Source organism: Paenibacillus koleovorans NBRC 103111 (assembly GCF_004000845.1).
GTDB lineage: Bacteria > Bacillota > Bacilli > Paenibacillales > NBRC-103111 > Paenibacillus_AA > Paenibacillus_AA koleovorans.
This window is the reverse complement of sequence record NZ_BIMA01000012.1, coordinates 36,764-53,095: the sequence shown is the minus strand read 5'-3', so window position 1 is coordinate 53,095 and position 16,332 is coordinate 36,764. Positions and strand designations below refer to the sequence as shown.

Here is a 16,332-nt window from a genome sequence, read left to right as displayed (position 1 = left end):
TAAAACGGCACCTGACGGGTTCATCCCCGGCAGGTGCCGTTTCTCATGCATGAAACTTCTCCTCCTCTGCCACACTAACCCGGAGGAGGGATCTCATGGAAACGATTCAGTCCGCGACCATACGCGAACGCGTCGAGCAGCTGCGCCATACGTTTCATCAGACCGACGACTTGCTGCAAGATGTGCTCCCGGCCTCTACCGGCTCAGATTCTGGCACCTCGACCGGCGAGACGGTTCTCCTCTACCTGGAATCCCTGGTCGACTCCAACAAAATGCGGGAATCCGTGATCCTCCCCCTGTCGCAGTACCCCTGAGGACTTGTCGCCTCGAAGCTGGTCGGCCTGAATGTGACGCATATCCGCTCGCTGCAGCATGCAGCCGACTTGATCCTGCTCGGGTATTGCCTCGTGCTGGCCGAATCCGAGCTGGATGAAGCGGGCGATGTTTGGGGCACCGCCGTACAAGTCGACAGCTCGTTCAACCGCAGCATCGCGGAACCCCAGAACGAGAAAGTAGTACGCGGCTCGCACGAGGGCTTTGTCGAGCAGCTCAATATTAATTTGAACATCATCAGGCGCAGGGCGACCAACACGAAGCTGACGGTCAAATATTACTACCTCGGCACCGAAACGAAGACAAAAACCGCCCTGGTTTTTATAGACGAAATCGTCGACCCGAAGCTCGTCCGCCGCGTGGAACGACGAATCAAGGCGATTCACGCCGACGAGGTGTTCTCCGCCGATTTCATCGAAGACTTGATTGAAGACAACCCGCTCTCGCTGTTCCCGCAGTTGCTGCATACCGAACGGCCGGACCGCGTGGTCGCCAATTTGCTGGAGGGCCGGGTGGCGGTGCTCATGGAAGGCTCCCCCACCTCGCTGATTATGCCGGTCAGCTTCATTTCGTTCTACCAATCGCCCGACGACTTTAATGCGCGCTGGATGGTGGGCAGCTTCTTCCGCATACTCCGCGTTTTCGGTTTTTTCCTGGCGATCACGCTTCCCGCCGTCTATATTGCCGTCATCTCGTTCCATCTCGAGGTGCTGCCGAACGATCTCGTCCTGCCGGCCCAGAACGCCGTCCGTTTCGTGCCGTTCCCGCCCATCGTGGAGGCGCTGCTGCTGGAGCTGACGATCGAGCTGCTCCGGGAGATGGGCGTCCGCCTGCCGACCCCCATCAGCCAAACGATCGGCATCGTGGGGGGTCTCGTCATCGGGGAAGCGGTCGTACAAGCCGGCCTTGTGTCGAGCCTGATGATTATCGTGGTGGCCTTGACGGCCATCGCCTCTTATGTCGTGCCTTCGAACGAAATGAGCATGGCGATTCGACTCGTCCGCTTCCCTTTTATGGTGCTGGCTTCCCAATTCGGCTTTCTTGGCATCTCTTTCGGCATGACGCTGCTGTTCTCCAATCTTTGTCGGCTGGAGTCGTTCGGCGTCCCTTACCTGGGAGGCTTCTTCAGCGGCTCTACCTTCAAGGATACACTGCTCCGCCTGCCGCTATGGATGCTGAACAAACGTCCCAGCTTCCTGCATCCGCGGCGGTTGCGGAGACAAACGACAACAAGAGGGTGGGTGCAGGATGAGCAGCGAGCCCAAGCAAGCTCCAAAAAACGGCGGTCTTAGCCAAACACAGCTTTTCATAGTCATCATCCAATATCAGATCGGCTTCGCCTCGCTGCGTATCCCTTATTCCGCCAACAAGACGGCCGGGCACGACGGGTGGATATCTGTCCTATTGGCCGGCGTCCTCGCTCAGATTATCATCACCATTACTTGGACCGTGCTGAAGCGCTACCCCCGTCAAGACTTGTTCCAGATCGCAGGCCGCCTGCTCGGCAAAACAGGCGGCAAGCTCATCAGCTTCCTATGCGCCGTCTATTTTACAGCCGCTCTCGTCTACATGTTTCTGGAATTTACCCGCTTGATCCATGTGTGGGTGCTGCCGCTGACTCCCAACTGGGCCTTGATGCTGATTCCCGCCATCACTATGGCGATGTTGGCCGCGGAACCGTTCTCGGCGCTTGTCCGTTTCCTGATTCTGACCCTGGGCATGCTCGCAGCTCCGATCCTTCTCGCCATCATCCCGCTGCTCAACGGGGAGCCGCTGTACTTGCTGCCGATAGGCGAGAACGGAGTATGGAACATCGTCAAGGGCTCGAAGGACGCCTACCTCGGTTTGCTCGGCTTTGAGGTTATTTTTATCGCCTATTGCAAGGCAAACGGCACCTCTCTCCGGAAACTCGGATCGATGTCTCTCGCCAATGGCTTCGTGACGCTGTATTATGTGTTCCTGACGGTCGTCGGCATTATGACGTTCAGCCACAAAGAGCTTCAGATGGTGCCGGAGCCCGTTCTTTATATGCTCAAATCGGTGTCCTTCAACATTTTCGAACGTCCTGATCTTATTTTCTTCACCGTCTGGTCGGTTGTCATCCTGGCTACTACGATAGGCTACTTGTTCCTGGCTTCAGTCGCCTTTCAGCGCGGGATCGGACTCAAGCGAAAATGGAACATTCTGGCTATCGTCCTTCTCTGTTATGTGCTGAACATCTTTACCTATAAGCAAAAATTTATCGAGCAGCTAGGCATCTGCGTGGAATTCGCGTCTTATGCGGCGGTTGTTGTGATTCCTCTGTTGCTGCTGCTCGTCTCCTTGTTCCGAAAGCCCGCTTCATCCTCATCTTCTTCGGCAGGAGGCGCTTGAGATGCGCGGTGCTCGTCGAGTGTTAGGAATCGTTCTCGCTTTCATGCTTCTCCCCGGCTGCTGGGATCAGAAGCTGCTGAGCAATTCGATCATTATGCTGGCTTATGGCATCGATCTGTCCGAGTCCGGCCAGCTCAGCAGCTCGCTATATCTCGTCAGCGGGGAGAACAAGATTGAAGTGGTAACCGTGAACGGACTAACGCCGCGCGATACGAAAATGAACGCCAATCAGCGACTGGCCGGCAATGTGGAGGCCTCCAAGAACAGGCTGATTCTCATCTCCGACGCTGCCGCGAAGAAAGGGGTGTACCCGTATCTCGACGTCTTCTACCGGGACCCCATCAGTGCGTTGAACGCGAAAATCGGCATTGTGGAAGGATCGACCGAACGACTGCTGAAGCTCTATTCTACCAAGTCTACGAGACTGCTAATCGAGAAGCTGTTCGTCTCCTCCGAGGAGGTGTCCTCCAGCCCGGTTATCGACGTGCAAGACCTTAACCGGCTCATCTCGGACGATGGCACGGACGCCGTTATCCCGTATTTGGCGGTGAACGACAAGGACGAAGTGGTGGTCACCGGTTCGGCCATGTTTCACAGGGAGTTCTTACACGGCAAGCTGACACTGCGGGAAAGCGAAATGCTCATTCTGATGCGGAATAAGCTGAAGAACGCGATGCGCATCGAAACCCACACCAGCGATATATCTGGCATCCGCGGCTTTTTGTCCTCGAATGTCGTCGGTGCCGACTCGAAGGTGCGAGTCAGCATGAAGGGCGGTCAAGTGCTGGCTTCGGTCGACATGGACTTGCGCGTACAGCTGGTTGAATATCCGGAACGTTTCTATATGGAGAAATCCGCCGATCTGCACGAGCTGGAGGTCGCGTACGAGAAGGAGCTGGAGAAGCAAGCGGTCCAAGTGTTCAAGCACCTGCAGCAAGCGAATTGCGACGCGCTGGGCCTGTCGAGGCGGCTGCAATCGTTCCATCCGCGGCTGTGGAAGTCGCTCGATTGGGAGAAAGACTATGCGAAGGTCCAGTTTCAGCCCCATATCCGTGTGAAGATTATCGGTACGGGGATATTGAATTGAGACAAAGCCCCCGTCCGGGTGGACGAGGGCTTCGTTGTCGTTCGTATGTGTATGGGGTCAAGCTTCGTAACCGGTGGCATCGGCCGCCGCGAGCTGCAGCTGCAGCTCGCGGTGGATGCCGCCGTTGGTCGCCAACACGTGGCGGACAGGCAAGCTGTAGGACCGGCCCATCGTGTCGGTCACTTCGCCTCCCGCTTCCTTCACAAGCAGCGCGCCCGCAGCCAAGTCCCAGCTGTTCAAGCCGATTTCCCAGAAGCCGCTCAGCCTTCCGGCTGCGACGTACGCCATGTGCAGCGCAGCGGAGCCGACTACGCGGATGTTGCGGACATGCGGCGCAATCGATTGCAAGCCTTTCATATTGACAGGCAGCGTCGTATGCGTCCCCGCCGGGAACCCGGTCGCGACCAGACTGTCCGACAGCCTGGCCTCCGCCGAGACGCGCATCGGCTTGCCTTTGAGATAGGCGCCTTTGCCTTTCTCCGCGACGAACAGCTCGTCATGAATCGGATCATAGACGACGCCTACGATCACTTCGCCTCTGTGGGCCAGCGCGATCGAGACGGAGAAGAACGGGAAGCCATGCACGAAGTTGGTCGTGCCGTCAATCGGATCGACGATCCATAAATAGTCCTCGCCGATCGCCTCTTGCAGCGCTTTCACCGAGGCCTCAGGACCACTGCCTACGCCTTCTTCCCCCAGAAACGCATGGTCGGGAAAATGCGTCTTGATCAAGTTGCGGATCAACGCTTCCGACCCCCGGTCGACCTCAGTCACGAGATCCTGCGACGAGCTCTTCAGATCGAGTCTGGCGTGGGCGCCGAGCTTCAGCTTGATCCACTCGCCAGCCTTCGCCGCCGTGTTGATCGCTACCGCCGTATAGCTTTTGCTACCAATCGTATATATTTCTTTCTGATCATTACTCAAGGGCAACTCACTCTTTCCTATGATTGCGATACTACTACTATATTATATTTACGTTATAAAATCCTTGTCGTTTCACCCAAAATTGGTTGTGTTTCGACACAAAGGGCTTTGTCGGTTAACTAAGACCGCTCCAGATCAGCTTGAACGCCAGCACGAACAACGTAACTCGCAGCAGCCATAACAAGCCGTTCCCACTGATGCGCCGGACGATTCGAGCTCCCAGCCAGCCGCCCAGCCAAGCCCCCGGGGCCAGCGCCAGCACGAGCCAGCCGCCGACATCGCCGTTGTACCAGTGCGTCATGCTCCCCAAGATAGAGGATAGAAAAATGACGAACATCGAAGTGGCGGTCGCCACATGCGCGGGATACCGGAACATCAGCACCATCGCCGGGACGAACAGTGAACCTCCGCCGATGCCGAACAAACCGGAGATCAGGCCGACCCCGAAGCCGACCACAAGCGCAGCCGGAATATTGTATCCGTACTGGGCTTGTACCCCTTGAGCGTCCGTGAACGTTCGTTGGATGCGCCATTCGCGGGTGGACGGCTTCAGTCGGTTGCGGACAATAAGCAGCAGCGAGATGCACAGCATGAACACGCCGAATACGAGCTGGAATTGCTGCGGATCGAACAGCTTCGTCAGCGAGGCGCCAAGAATCGCCGCCGGACCGCTCGTGACGAAGTACAGCCATGCGCTCCTGAAGTCTACTTTTTTGTCCTTCATGTACGTAAGCGTCGAAGACAGTGCGGTGAAAATCAACACGGTCAGCGATGTCCCGACGGCGAGCGTCGTAGAGATGTCTTGGTCCAATAGAAGCGGGCCGAGGTAGATTAACGCCGGGACGATGATGATGCCTCCGCCGAGCCCGACGATACTGCCGAATGTAGCGGATATCGCCCCCAGCAACAGAAGTGTGAGAAATGCTAATACTGACATCGGATAACCGTGCTCCTTCCTTGCCTGCTTCGCTTAAACGCAGAGAAGCATCCGTCCGACAGGCGGTCGAACGGATGCAGTCCGCATGCGTAGTATGTGGTTGCTGCTGTGTTAAACCCCAACGATATGGTAGCCGTTGTCCACGTAGATGACTTCTCCGGTGATCCCGCGAGACAGGTTGCTCATCAGGAACATCGCCGTATCGCCGACTTCGGCCGTCTCGGTCGTGCGGCACAGCGGAGCTTTCTCCTCCACTTGGCGAAGGATCGAGTTGAAGTCCTTGATGCCTTTGGCTGCCAGCGTTCGGATCGGACCGGCGGAGATGCCGTTGACGCGAATATTGAATTGACCAAGATCGCCCGCCAAGTAGCGGATGCTTGCCTCCAAGGCGGCCTTCGCCACGCCCATGACGTTGTAGTTCTTCATCGCGCGCTCGGCGCCGAGGTACGTCATCGTCATGATGCTGCCGCCTTCGGTCATGAGCGGATATACCCGCTTGGCCACGGCTACGAGCGAGTAGGCACTGATGTCATGCGCCAGCGCGAAGCCTTCGCGTGAAGTGTCGACATACAACCCTTCCAGCTCTTCGGTTTTCGCGAACGCGATGCTATGTACGAAGCCGTGCAGCACGCCGAAATGCTCCTGAAGCGCACCGGCCAGCGACTCGATCTCGCTGTCTACCGTTACGTTGCACGGCAGCACGAGCGGATTGTTCGGAATCGTCTCCGCCAGCTTGCGCACCCGCTCCTCCACGCGCTCGTTCTCGAACGTGAACGCCAGTCTCGCTCCTTGCGCCGCCAGCGATTGCGCGATCGCCCAAGCGATGCTCCGGTCGTTGGCTACGCCCATTACCAATATATTTTTCCCTGACAACAGTTGACTCATGTTCGTAATCCCCTCTCCCACAGCTAATAGCTACCCCGATTGGTACCTGGTACCATTCAAACGTACCCGATTTTGTCCAATCGCGCAAGGGGGTTCCTGTCGACGCCGGGACTAGTTTCTCAAAGGATTTCCACTGTCGCTTGATCGAGGAGCCGAAGCCCTTCCTTCTGCCTCAAGTCGTCCATAAGCCGGAACAAGGCGCCGTCCTTCATCTTCGCTTCCAGCATGACGTCCAGCTTGGGGGTCCCGGTCTGGCTGGCCAGTTGGAGGAACGTTAATACTTGGTCTGCATTCACGTAGTCGGCGTGGCCGCGCGGGTCTTTCTCGCTTTTCGGGCTCGAGGCGTGGATTTTGGGCGGAATTCGCTGGTTTGCCCACGTACGGCATATGCGAGTCCATAGCTCCTCGTCCAGCAGATCGCCGCCGGTATTCACCTGATGATGATGAATGTCCAGCACCATCGGCACCGGTACGTCGCCGAGCTGTTCGCATACCTCGAGCGTCTCGCGCGCGGTGAACGTTTTGTCGTCGTTCTCCAGCGTCATGCGCCTCTGGATGCGGGGGGTCATCCGCTTGAAGCTGTCGACGAACCGCGCGGCCGCCGTTTCCTTGTTCCCGTAGGCGCCGCCGATGTGGATGTTGCATTTGGCCCGTTCGTCGAGCCCCATCTCCTCCAGCATACGGACGTGAATGTCCAAGTCCAGATAGGAATTGCGCAGCACTTCCTCGCGAGGCGAACTCAGCACCGTGAAGTGATCGGGATGAAAGCTGAGCCGCATGCCATGCTCCTTGGCATAATCGCCGATATCGCGGAACGGCTGCTCCAGCACCGGGAACGGATCCCATCCGCTGAGCAGCTCGTGGCTGAGAAGCGGGATCAGCTTCGAGGAGAGCCGGTACAGATGTACGTCGTGCGCCCGGTTATGGCGGAGCAGGCGCAGCGTGTTGCGCAGGTTCTCCTCTGCGATCCGCTCCAACCGGCGGACGGCGGCTTCGCGGTCGTCGAGCTTCTGGAAGTTGGTGGCGGTCATCGTCCTCGAAGGCGAAGCGTTCTCGACGATCGTCGACATGGCGACATATCCGAATCTTACGATCATCTGGGGGCACCTCCGGTTGATCTCGTCTATCACCCTGTTAGCGTACCCTGGAATGGGTCTTGCATTCTCGTAGAGGTCCGGAGGGTTCTACTCCAGCCGCTCCAGCCCGTGCATGTAGGGTTGGAGTGCCTTCGGGATGCGCACCGAGCCATCCTCTTGTTGATGTACCTCGAGCAGAGGGATAAGAATCCGCGGCGAGGCGACGGCGGTGTTGTTGAGCGTGTGCGCGTACTGCAGCTTCCCGTCCGCATCGCGATAGCGGATGCCGCAGCGGCGCGCCTGGAAGTCGTGCAGGTTGGACGACGAGTGCGTCTCGCCGTAGCTGCCGCGGCTCGGCATCCAAGTCTCGATATCGTACTGTTTGTACGTCTTCTGCGACATGTCGCCGGTGCACACCGCCATGACGCGGTACGGCAGCTCGAGCAGCTCCAGGATGCGCTCGGCGTTCGCCGTGATATGCTGCAGCAGCCGCTCCGACAGCTCCGCATCGGCCTGGCACAGGACGACTTGCTCGACCTTGGCGAACTGGTGGACGCGGTACAGCCCGCGAACATCTCGCCCGGCCGAGCCGACCTCGCTGCGGAAGCAGGCCGAGGCGGCGGCGAGCCGCACCGGCTCGGCGAGGTCTACCGTCTCGCCGGCGTAGTAGGCGACGAGCGGCGCCTCCGACGTGCCGACGAGCCAGCGGTCGCCGTCCTCGAGCGCGTAAGTCTGGTCGCGGCCGAGGGGGAAGAAGCCGGTGCTGTACAGCGCCTCCTCGCGCACGAGCAGCGGCACGTCCAGCAGCGTGAAGCCTTCGCGCTCCAGCACATCGAGCGCGAGCTGCTGCACCGCGCGGTGCAGCTTGACGCCGGCGCCGCGCAAGTAGTAGCTGCGGCTGCCGCCGGTCTTCACGCCTCGGGTCAGATCGAGCAGCCCGAGGCGCTCCCCGAGCGCGACGTGGTCGAGCGGCTCGAACGCGAATGCGGGCGGCTCGCCCGAGCGGCGCACCTCGACGTTGTCGGCATCGCCGGTACCAACCGGCGTGTCGGGCGAGACGACGTTCGGCACGAGCAGCAGCAGCTCCTTGTGCCGCCGGGTCGCCTCCTCGAGCTGCTCCTCCAGCTCGGCAATTGCACGATTCAGCGCCCTCGCCTGCTCCCGCGCTTGCCCACGCCCGCCTGTCTTCCCCACTGCCGCCGACAACCGGTTGCGCTCCTGGCGCAGCCGCTCCGTCTCGGCCAGCAACTCCCGCCGTCGGTCATCGACCTCGATCAGCTCCGCCACCGAGACCGCGATCCCTTTACACCTTGCAGCCTCCTGCACTTGACCTGCGTTTTGCCGAATCCACTTCATATCCAACATCTTAACCCGCGCTCCCTTCCTCCGTTACCCGGAAAAATACAAAAAGCGCCCTCATCGTTTGGGACGAGGGGCGCTTGTATTCGCTCGCGGTGCCACCCAATTTGACCGATTCCGGGGAATCGATCCGCTTGGTTCCGCCGTAACGGGACGGGATCCGGCTTGCTTGTCGACGGCACCATGCAGGGCCGGTCGGGACGCAAACGCCTCCGAGTTGGATGCTCTTCATAGGCTCATTGTCGATGTGAATTTGTTAGCTTGATTATACGCCATCGGCTCGGCACATAGCAAGAAGCGCTAAAGAATCCGCACGAGTACAATCCAGCGTTTACTTAAGAAACTGTTTGCGAAACTGCAGTGGAGAAATGCCGGTGTACTCTTTGAACACCCTGCTGAAATGGGTCGGACTGTCGAAGCCGGCCTGCTCGGCAATCTCCGTAATGCTGCGGCCGCCTAGCTCCATCAGTCTCTGCGCCTCAAGAATCCGCCTGCTTCTCACATAATCAACAAACGTGAATCCGGTCACTTCCTTGAACATTCTGCTCAAATGATACTTGCTTATGAAAAACAGCTGGGCCAGTTGCTCGAGCGAAAGCTTCTCTCGATAGTGAGCGTGAATGTATGCCAGGACTTCCTCGATTTTTCTGTTCTTCGGCTCATGTTTGATCAGGTCGGCTTCCTCAGTCAGTCGGCATCTGCGCCCCAGCATGATGAAGAGCTCTCCGAGAAGCAGTCGGGCGTAGGTGCCGAACTGATCCTCTCGGGCATACGCCTCCCGATGCAGCTTGTTCAACTGCTGCTCCAGCCGGACTCGTTCTACCTCCGTAAATCGAATCACCTTGTGCTTGAAGACTGATAGCAGCTCTTTCCGCTGTGGCTCGTTGAAAATCGGCTCAAGAAAGTCTTCCTCGAACGATAACAAAAATCCGGTCCGTTGCGTACGGGCCAAATCCATCACCTTGTGTATCTCCAGCCGATCGATCAACACGATCTCTCCTTGATTCACATGGTAGTTCGTGCCGCCGATATAGAATGTCCTTTGGCCGGAAGAGAGATAATACATCTCGTAACTTTCATGTCGATGGCAGGGAATATTTTTGCGACCGAGCAGCTTAACCTTGGAAATATAAAAATGATCGAACAACCATTCGAAATCCATTTTCTTCAAACCGCTTCGCCGCCCTCCCTACATGAGGCTGAATAGCAATAAATCATAAAACGCCTTCACAAATCAGCAAGGAATCATAAGAAACCCTTTTTCCTCTACAGTACCATAAAGTCGAGAAGAACGTAAATCTCACAAATCATACCCATAAAAGGAGGTCAATTCCAAACTATGCCAAAAAAATGGACTGTATGGGCCTTATGCGGAGCAATCAGCTTTACAACTCTTGTAACCGGTTGCTCCTCGGTTGGAACGGATACCGGAGGAACGGACAAACAGCAGGCCAACGACAAACCGATGCTGCCGATTCCAAACGGCTCTGTCACCCTCAGGTACGCCACGTACGACAACTTGTACGAGCCGGCCAGCTACACGCAGAATTTGCCGGTATGGCAAGAAATCGAGAAACGGACCGGAGTGAAGATCAAATGGGAAGTAGCCGTTGCGGACCAATACAAACAAGCGATCCAAGTCAAGCTGGCCGCCGCTTCGGATTTGCCCGATATTTTCAGCTTGCCTGATCCCGATCCCGTGAAACTGGCGGGGAACGGCCTGCTCATGCCGCTCGACGATCTCATCAAAAAATACGCTCCTAACATCGAGAAATTTCTCAAGGAAAACCCGGACTTGCATAGTTTGATGAAATCGTCGGACGGCAAAATGTATGCGCTGCCAAACATCGTTAAGGGGTATGCCCAGACCGACCCGTACGGCTTGTTCATTCGCAAGGATTGGCTGGACAAATACGGCTTGTCGGAGCCGAAGACGCTGGACGACTGGTACATTGCACTAAAGACGTTCCAGGAAAAAGATGCGAACGGCAACGGGATCAAGGATGAGGTGTTCCTGCCCAACTTCACCTTGCGCGGCCTGTATCCCTTCGGCAGTGCGCTGGGACTCCATTTATTTTTCAGCGCTGGTTTTTTCCCGGACGATAAGGGCAAGGTGCAATATGAATTTCTGGACGATCGTATGAAGCAGCTGGTCACTTGGCTGAACAAGCTGTATGCGGAAGGGCTGATCAATAAGTCGTTCATGACGGACACGCGGAACGATATACTGGCCAAAGTCACCAAAAATATAGCCGGTGCTTCCATCCGATCGCTGAACAACGTCAACCGCTACAATTCGCTTCAGAAAGAGGCTGGTCTTGCCTCCGTCAATTGGACGATGACGCTGCCGCCGAGCGGGCCGGGATACAAGGGCAATTACGAACGCTACGGACCGTTCGACGGCTGGCACGGCATCTCCAAGGACTCGAAAAATCCCGAGGTGGCGATCCAGTGGCTGGACTACATTTATGCCAGCGAGGAAGGCAATCGGATCCTCTCCTTCGGCATCGAGGGCAAGAGCTACAGCATCGTAAACGGCGAGCCGGCTCTGAGCGATTGGGTAACCAAAAATCCGGACGGCCTGAGTTTGGATATTGCGCTCCGCAGCATTGGGGCTATGCCGACAACGGTATGGCTGACAAATGACAAAGGCTTCACCTCCAAGCTGCCGCAGGCTCAGATCAAGGTGTCGCCGGTAGCCGATCTAGCCAAAAAAGTGGAGCCCTATCTGACTGATGCTAACCCGTTCGCCATGCCGTCTATAAGCGAGATGGAGCAGATTGGTTCGCTCCAGACCGACATCAACACCTATGTAGACGAAATGATGGCCAAGTTCATTACCGGTCAGGAGCCTATCAATTGGGATAAATTCAAATCAACGCTCAAATCGATGGGCATCGATCAGATTATTGCCGTGAAACAGAAGCAGTACGACCGATTCAAGCAAAAATAAAGCGTATCGGGAACGGTGTCCGCCCCCATGACCGGCGGCTGCCGTTCCCTTCATTTCCGAACGCGGGAGGGAGTCGTCACATTGCTCAAAGCTCTCAAGCGGGACCGATATTTACTGCTCATTATCCTGCCGACTGTTCTGTACTTTATTCTTTTTCATTATGTGCCCATGTACGGCGTCATCATCGCGTTCAAGAAATTTCAACCGTTGAAAGGCATCTGGGGCAGCCCTTGGGTAGGCTTTCAATATTTCGATCAGTTTTTTCACTCCATTTACTTCTGGAGACTGCTTCGCAATACTTTTCTTCTAAGCCTGTACTCGCTGCTCTGGGGGTTTCCCGCTCCAATCTTATTCGCCCTGCTGCTGAACGAGCTGCGGGAGAAGCTGTTCAAGAAGGTAGTCCAGACGGTCAGCTACCTGCCTCACTTCATCTCTATTGTGGTGACGGCGGGCATGATCGTTAACTTCACTTCGGAGAACGGGATCGTCAACATGCTGGTTCGCGTGCTAGGCTTCGAGCCCATCATTTTCCTCAATGAGCCGGATTGGTTTCGGACGATCTATGTCTCCTCCGGCGTATGGCAGTCGTTCGGCTGGGGCTCGATCATCTACTTGGCGGCCATTGCGGGCATCAACCCGCAGCTGTACGAAGCCGCTGAGATGGACGGAGCGCGGCGGCTGCACAAGATACTTTATATCACGCTGCCCGCCCTGATGCCGACCATCATTATTCTCTTGATTCTCAATGTGGGCCAATTGATGGATGTTGGTTTCGAGAAAGTGATCCTGCTGTACAATCCGACCACCTACGAAACAGCTGACATCATCTCCACCTATGTATACCGGAAAGGCATCATTAACGCCGAATTCAGCTTCGCGGCTGCCGTCGGCCTGTTCAACAACCTGATCAATCTCGTACTGCTGTTAGCCGCCAACACAATTAGCCGCAAGGTTACCGACTCTTCCTTGTGGTAATGGAGGGACCGCCATGTTGCAATATCGCCGATCTCCGGGCGAGAGGGTAGCGGATCTTGTGCTGTACGCCATCATGTGGATGGTGATTGCGATAACCTGCTATCCGTTTGTCTATGTCGCCAGCATGTCGATCAGCAATCCGATCCACGCTATCGACCAATCCGTATGGCTGTGGCCCAGAGGTTTTTCACTGGAAGCTTATCGGCGGGTCTTCGAGAATCCTGACGTGCTGCGATCTTATGCGAATACCCTGTACTACACAGGTGCCGGAACGCTAATCAATATAGCGCTTACGCTTACTGCCGCCTATCCGTTAGCGAGAAGGAGCTTTGGCATGCGCAAGCCGATCATGATGATGATCGTGCTTACGATGTTCTTCAGCGGCGGCCTGATCCCGAACTTCATATTGATCAAGGAGTTGGGACTTTACAACACCCCTTGGGCGATTCTGCTGCCAACGGCGGCGAGCGCCTTTCTGATCATAGTGGCGCGTACATTCCTTCAGGGAATTCCGGAGGAGCTGTTCGAGTCGGCCAAGATGGATGGCGCAAACGATTTGCTGGTATTATTCCGTATCGTGCTTCCGTTGTCCAAGCCAATCGTGGCGGTACTCGGCCTGTTCTACGCGGTGTCCCATTGGAACAGCTATTTCCCGGCTTTGCTCTACTTGCCGGACGCCAAGCTGCAGCCGTTGTCCCTGTATCTGATGAAGATCGTCGTCCGCGGCTCCAACGAAATGCTGCAGGGAGTGCTGGATGCCGATGCATCCATGTACATCGTGCAATTGAAGTACGCCATGATTATCGTGGCGGTCGTACCGATCCTTTTGGTCTATCCGTTTATGCAGAAGCATTTTGTAAAAGGCGTAATGATCGGTTCGGTTAAAGAATAGACAGATAGGTGGGACAACATCCAATGATCAGACCATTAACCCCGGACGAGCTGGATGCTTATTTGGATCTGGTGCAGACGGCCTTCACCGTCACCTTCACGAACGATCAGTACCGGGATCGAAGCGTCAAGTTCAAGCGTGAGCAGGTATGGGGCTACTATGTGGAGAGCAACCTGGCAGCCGTGCTGACCGTACTCCCGCTGCAAGTCTATATCGAAGGCCGCCCTTTCCCGATGGGCGGAATCGCACAAGTGGCGAATTATCCGGAGTACCGCAGACAGGGCATGGTGGGCCGGTTATTGGAGCATGCGCTCTTGGTAATGAAGGAAGCAGGCCAGACGGTGTCGCTGCTGAATCCTTTCTTGAGCTCGTTCTATCGGAAATATGGATGGGACTATTTCTCTGAAATGCAAGTGTGCTGTATGGAGACAGCCGCTCTTCCGAAGCTGCCGGAGGCCGGGGGGCGAGTGAGAAGAGTTTATACCGGCGAAAAGGCTGACACGGATGGCCTTCAAGCTATGCTAGAGGTTTACGATGCTTACGCCAAACGATATAACGGAATTCTGATCCGCGACGAAAGCTGGGTCCGCCATCATTTGCTAAAGCGCACGCCCGGCACCATAGCCCTGTATGAAAGTGCATACGGGAACGGCCCGCGCGGATATATGTTATACAGCTTCAAGGACAAGTGGATGCAGATTCATGAACTGGTAACGCTGGACGAGGAAGCGGAGAGAGGCTTGTGGCAGTTTATTCGCCATCATGATTCCACTATCCACGGAGTCGAGTTCAAGGCGCCTGCGGACAGTCCGCTTTTCTTCCGGTTTCCAGACCAGACCGGTGAACGGACCGTGAGGACGAACTTCATGTTTCGCATTGTGGATGCGGAACGCTTCTTAAGGGAATATCCGTGGAAAGCATCCGGCAAGGCGGAGCAGTTCGTCTTCCATATCTCGGATCGGTACGCTCCTTGGAACGAAGGCATCTTCCAGGTGCAGTTGAGTGCTGAAGAGAAGGCGCATGTGATTCGAATTCAGCCCAATGCTCCAGCAGGTTCGACTGCTGGGCCGGACTCGGACAGCGAGTCTCTTCATTGCGATATCCAAACCTTGTCCACGATCCTGATCGGTTGCCAGTCCCCGACCCGCATGTACGAGCTGGGAAGGCTGCAGGGCCGGCCGGAGACCGTTGACCGCTTGAACGAAGCCCGATCGAGCCGACTACCCTATATCATGGATTTGTTCTAGTCCGCCATCATCTTTCGCACGAAAAAAAATCACCTGTCCGTTCGGGCAGGTGATTCGTCTTCATAGCCGGTAATGATCTTTGGTTTACTGCTGCTCGCCGAAAAACATTTCCTGCGCCAGCTCGGTCTGCACTCTCGCTTCTTCGTCGGTCAACCGACGGATAAGCACCATCTCCACCTGCGTCACTTCTTCGCCTTGGAAATTGATCTCCGCAATCGAGGCTACGATCTTGACGATAGCAATCGCCTTGTTCTGCGGGGTGTAGGCGATGACCTTCTGCCCCGTCGGGAACACGCGGAAGCCGCTTTTCATCATTTTGCCCCGGCCGTATTCCAGCAATTCGTACAGCTCCTGGTCCGATTTGAATTTGCAAACGGAATTGAATTCTAAGTTCATGCCCATTCAACGTAGTCCCCTTTCCCTTATAAATTAAGGATTTTTTCAAATTATCCGTTCGCTTTAGTTTATCATAGTTCACATTGAATGTGGGTAATGTGTGGGGAAAACAAGAAACCAAGCTACGTATAATCGTCTGCTTGGTTTCTTGTTTCAGTCTGTCCTTTTCGGCGTATTAATATTTGAGATCGTAAGTCCGTCAAAGAAACCCGATCTGTATGATTTACTGACGATGCCGCGCCTATCGAAATATAAATCGCTTAGTTCAATCATATCACCCGCTACATCGGGATATCTGCAAACAACTAGATTGCACAATTCCCTAAACTCCTTGTCGACTTCTTCTCTTTCTTTGTCGCAAAGAGCAGTGACGTCATCGACGCTACTATTAATTGAAGGTTCTAGCCATTTTATGATATCCATTATCATTACCCCATCCTTTGTGTATAATGGAGAAAACAGCCTCATTGCATCATTTATTTAAAGGAGATTTGACGTGGCTTACTCCCAAGGGAGGAGCCTGCTTCAATTTTGGCTTAGTAAACGAAAAATGAGTCAAGCTGAACTATCACGTCGATCAGGTTGGACTGAGGAGAAACCTGATCGTGGATGGTCGCCGCGTATGATATCTTACTTCTGCCGAGATGAGAAGGAAATGTCACCGGAAGCTCTATACACATTCGCGATGATATTGAATGTTGGGATGGATCAGCTTAATGACTGGATCGAAGATTAGAGAAGAAGCAGGCGCGGATTACTTCCGCACTCCTGCAAGATATCGGAACCTATAGGTTCTCGTGTCTTTCCTCTATAAACCACCTCTCTCTAACAATATATTGTCGGAATTTTGGTAGATATGACATGGTGTGTAAGATCATGATAAGACCATAACTTC

Annotated in this window: 15 protein-coding genes; 8 read left to right on the top strand and 7 right to left on the bottom strand. The window is 55.3% G+C overall.

Features of this window, described 5'->3' with window-relative positions:
• The first annotated feature begins 95 nt into the window (after positions 1 to 95).
• From PKO02S_RS06070 to PKO02S_RS06055, 4 genes are read left to right on the top strand one after another with little or no spacing between them, the layout of a single operon-like run.
• Positions 96 to 314: a hypothetical protein gene (locus tag PKO02S_RS06070; protein ID WP_127580209.1), complete on the top strand. Its 219-nt coding sequence runs from the start codon at positions 96 to 98 to the stop codon at positions 312 to 314.
• Positions 315 to 347: 33 nt separating this feature from the next.
• Entirely contained in the window at positions 348 to 1,625 is a 1,278-nt protein-coding gene (locus PKO02S_RS06065; protein WP_164821317.1) for a spore germination protein, read from the top strand.
• Positions 1,582 to 2,706 (top strand): GerAB/ArcD/ProY family transporter, encoded by a 1,125-nt coding sequence (locus tag PKO02S_RS06060; protein WP_127580207.1) that lies wholly within the window; start codon positions 1,582 to 1,584, stop codon positions 2,704 to 2,706. Before PKO02S_RS06065 ends, PKO02S_RS06060 begins: the two co-directional genes overlap by 44 nt.
• 1 nt (position 2,707) lies before the next feature.
• Positions 2,708 to 3,793, top strand: a complete 1,086-nt coding sequence (locus PKO02S_RS06055; RefSeq protein WP_127580206.1) for a Ger(x)C family spore germination protein — start codon at positions 2,708 to 2,710, stop codon at positions 3,791 to 3,793.
• Between the two features lie 57 nt (positions 3,794 to 3,850).
• On the opposite strand, the gene PKO02S_RS06050 is transcribed toward PKO02S_RS06055, so the two are convergent.
• The 6 genes from PKO02S_RS06050 to PKO02S_RS06025 form a co-directional block, all read right to left on the bottom strand.
• Positions 3,851 to 4,717, bottom strand: coding sequence for an inositol monophosphatase family protein (locus tag PKO02S_RS06050; RefSeq protein ID WP_127580205.1), 867 nt, complete (start codon positions 4,715 to 4,717; stop codon positions 3,851 to 3,853).
• A 115-nt stretch (positions 4,718 to 4,832) separates the two neighbouring features.
• A complete protein-coding gene (locus PKO02S_RS06045; RefSeq protein WP_127580204.1) occupies positions 4,833 to 5,654 on the bottom strand; it encodes a sulfite exporter TauE/SafE family protein in 822 nt (273 codons plus the stop codon).
• A 111-nt stretch (positions 5,655 to 5,765) separates the two neighbouring features.
• Entirely contained in the window at positions 5,766 to 6,539 is a 774-nt protein-coding gene (gene fabI, locus PKO02S_RS06040; protein WP_127580203.1) for an enoyl-ACP reductase FabI, read from the bottom strand.
• 119 nt (positions 6,540 to 6,658) lie between these two features.
• Complete coding sequence (gene uvsE / locus PKO02S_RS06035) at positions 6,659 to 7,636, bottom strand: UV DNA damage repair endonuclease UvsE (RefSeq protein ID WP_127580202.1); 978 nt, start codon at positions 7,634 to 7,636, stop codon at positions 6,659 to 6,661.
• Positions 7,637 to 7,723: 87 nt separating this feature from the next.
• The gene (serS, locus tag PKO02S_RS06030; protein WP_127580201.1) at positions 7,724 to 8,980 is read right to left on the bottom strand and encodes a serine--tRNA ligase; all 1,257 of its coding nucleotides are present in this window, start codon (positions 8,978 to 8,980) and stop codon (positions 7,724 to 7,726) included.
• 325 nt (positions 8,981 to 9,305) lie between these two features.
• Positions 9,306 to 10,136, bottom strand: a complete 831-nt coding sequence (locus PKO02S_RS06025; protein WP_246066857.1) for an AraC family transcriptional regulator — start codon at positions 10,134 to 10,136, stop codon at positions 9,306 to 9,308.
• A gap of 177 nt (positions 10,137 to 10,313) precedes the next feature.
• Here PKO02S_RS06025 and PKO02S_RS06020 point away from each other — a divergent pair, with 177 nt between their 5' ends.
• From PKO02S_RS06020 to PKO02S_RS06005, 4 genes are all read left to right on the top strand, one after another.
• Positions 10,314 to 11,927 carry an extracellular solute-binding protein gene (locus PKO02S_RS06020; protein ID WP_127580199.1) on the top strand — a complete coding sequence of 538 codons (1,614 nt, stop codon included), beginning with the start codon at positions 10,314 to 10,316 and terminating at the stop codon, positions 11,925 to 11,927.
• An 81-nt stretch (positions 11,928 to 12,008) separates the two neighbouring features.
• Positions 12,009 to 12,902, top strand: a complete 894-nt coding sequence (locus tag PKO02S_RS06015; protein WP_246066856.1) for an ABC transporter permease — start codon at positions 12,009 to 12,011, stop codon at positions 12,900 to 12,902.
• 13 nt (positions 12,903 to 12,915) lie between these two features.
• The gene (locus tag PKO02S_RS06010; RefSeq protein ID WP_127580197.1) at positions 12,916 to 13,794 is read left to right on the top strand and encodes a carbohydrate ABC transporter permease; all 879 of its coding nucleotides are present in this window, start codon (positions 12,916 to 12,918) and stop codon (positions 13,792 to 13,794) included.
• Positions 13,795 to 13,817: 23 nt separating this feature from the next.
• Positions 13,818 to 15,041 (top strand): GNAT family N-acetyltransferase, encoded by a 1,224-nt coding sequence (locus PKO02S_RS06005; protein ID WP_127580196.1) that lies wholly within the window; start codon positions 13,818 to 13,820, stop codon positions 15,039 to 15,041.
• 84 nt (positions 15,042 to 15,125) lie between these two features.
• On the opposite strand, the gene PKO02S_RS06000 is transcribed toward PKO02S_RS06005, so the two are convergent.
• The gene (locus tag PKO02S_RS06000) at positions 15,126 to 15,443 is read right to left on the bottom strand and encodes a hypothetical protein (protein ID WP_127580195.1); all 318 of its coding nucleotides are present in this window, start codon (positions 15,441 to 15,443) and stop codon (positions 15,126 to 15,128) included.
• Positions 15,444 to 16,332: the final 889 nt, after the last annotated feature.

Bases quoted from the DNA above. Each gene is read 5' to 3' on its own strand.
- PKO02S_RS06070 (WP_127580209.1), top strand. From the start codon at position 96: ATGGAAACGATTCAGTCCGCGACCATACGCGAACGCGTCGAGCAGCTG.
- PKO02S_RS06060 (WP_127580207.1), top strand. From the start codon at position 1,582: ATGAGCAGCGAGCCCAAGCAAGCTCCAAAAAACGGCGGTCTTAGCCAA.
- PKO02S_RS06055 (WP_127580206.1), top strand. From the start codon at position 2,708: ATGCGCGGTGCTCGTCGAGTGTTAGGAATCGTTCTCGCTTTCATGCTT.
- PKO02S_RS06045 (WP_127580204.1), bottom strand. From the start codon at position 5,654: ATGTCAGTATTAGCATTTCTCACACTTCTGTTGCTGGGGGCGATATCC.
- fabI (WP_127580203.1), bottom strand. From the start codon at position 6,539: ATGAGTCAACTGTTGTCAGGGAAAAATATATTGGTAATGGGCGTAGCC.
- uvsE (WP_127580202.1), bottom strand. From the start codon at position 7,636: ATGATCGTAAGATTCGGATATGTCGCCATGTCGACGATCGTCGAGAAC.
- serS (WP_127580201.1), bottom strand. From the start codon at position 8,980: ATGTTGGATATGAAGTGGATTCGGCAAAACGCAGGTCAAGTGCAGGAG.
- PKO02S_RS06025 (WP_246066857.1), bottom strand. From the start codon at position 10,136: ATGGATTTCGAATGGTTGTTCGATCATTTTTATATTTCCAAGGTTAAG.
- PKO02S_RS06020 (WP_127580199.1), top strand. From the start codon at position 10,314: ATGCCAAAAAAATGGACTGTATGGGCCTTATGCGGAGCAATCAGCTTT.
- PKO02S_RS06010 (WP_127580197.1), top strand. From the start codon at position 12,916: ATGTTGCAATATCGCCGATCTCCGGGCGAGAGGGTAGCGGATCTTGTG.
- PKO02S_RS06005 (WP_127580196.1), top strand. From the start codon at position 13,818: ATGATCAGACCATTAACCCCGGACGAGCTGGATGCTTATTTGGATCTG.
- PKO02S_RS06000 (WP_127580195.1), bottom strand. From the start codon at position 15,443: ATGGGCATGAACTTAGAATTCAATTCCGTTTGCAAATTCAAATCGGAC.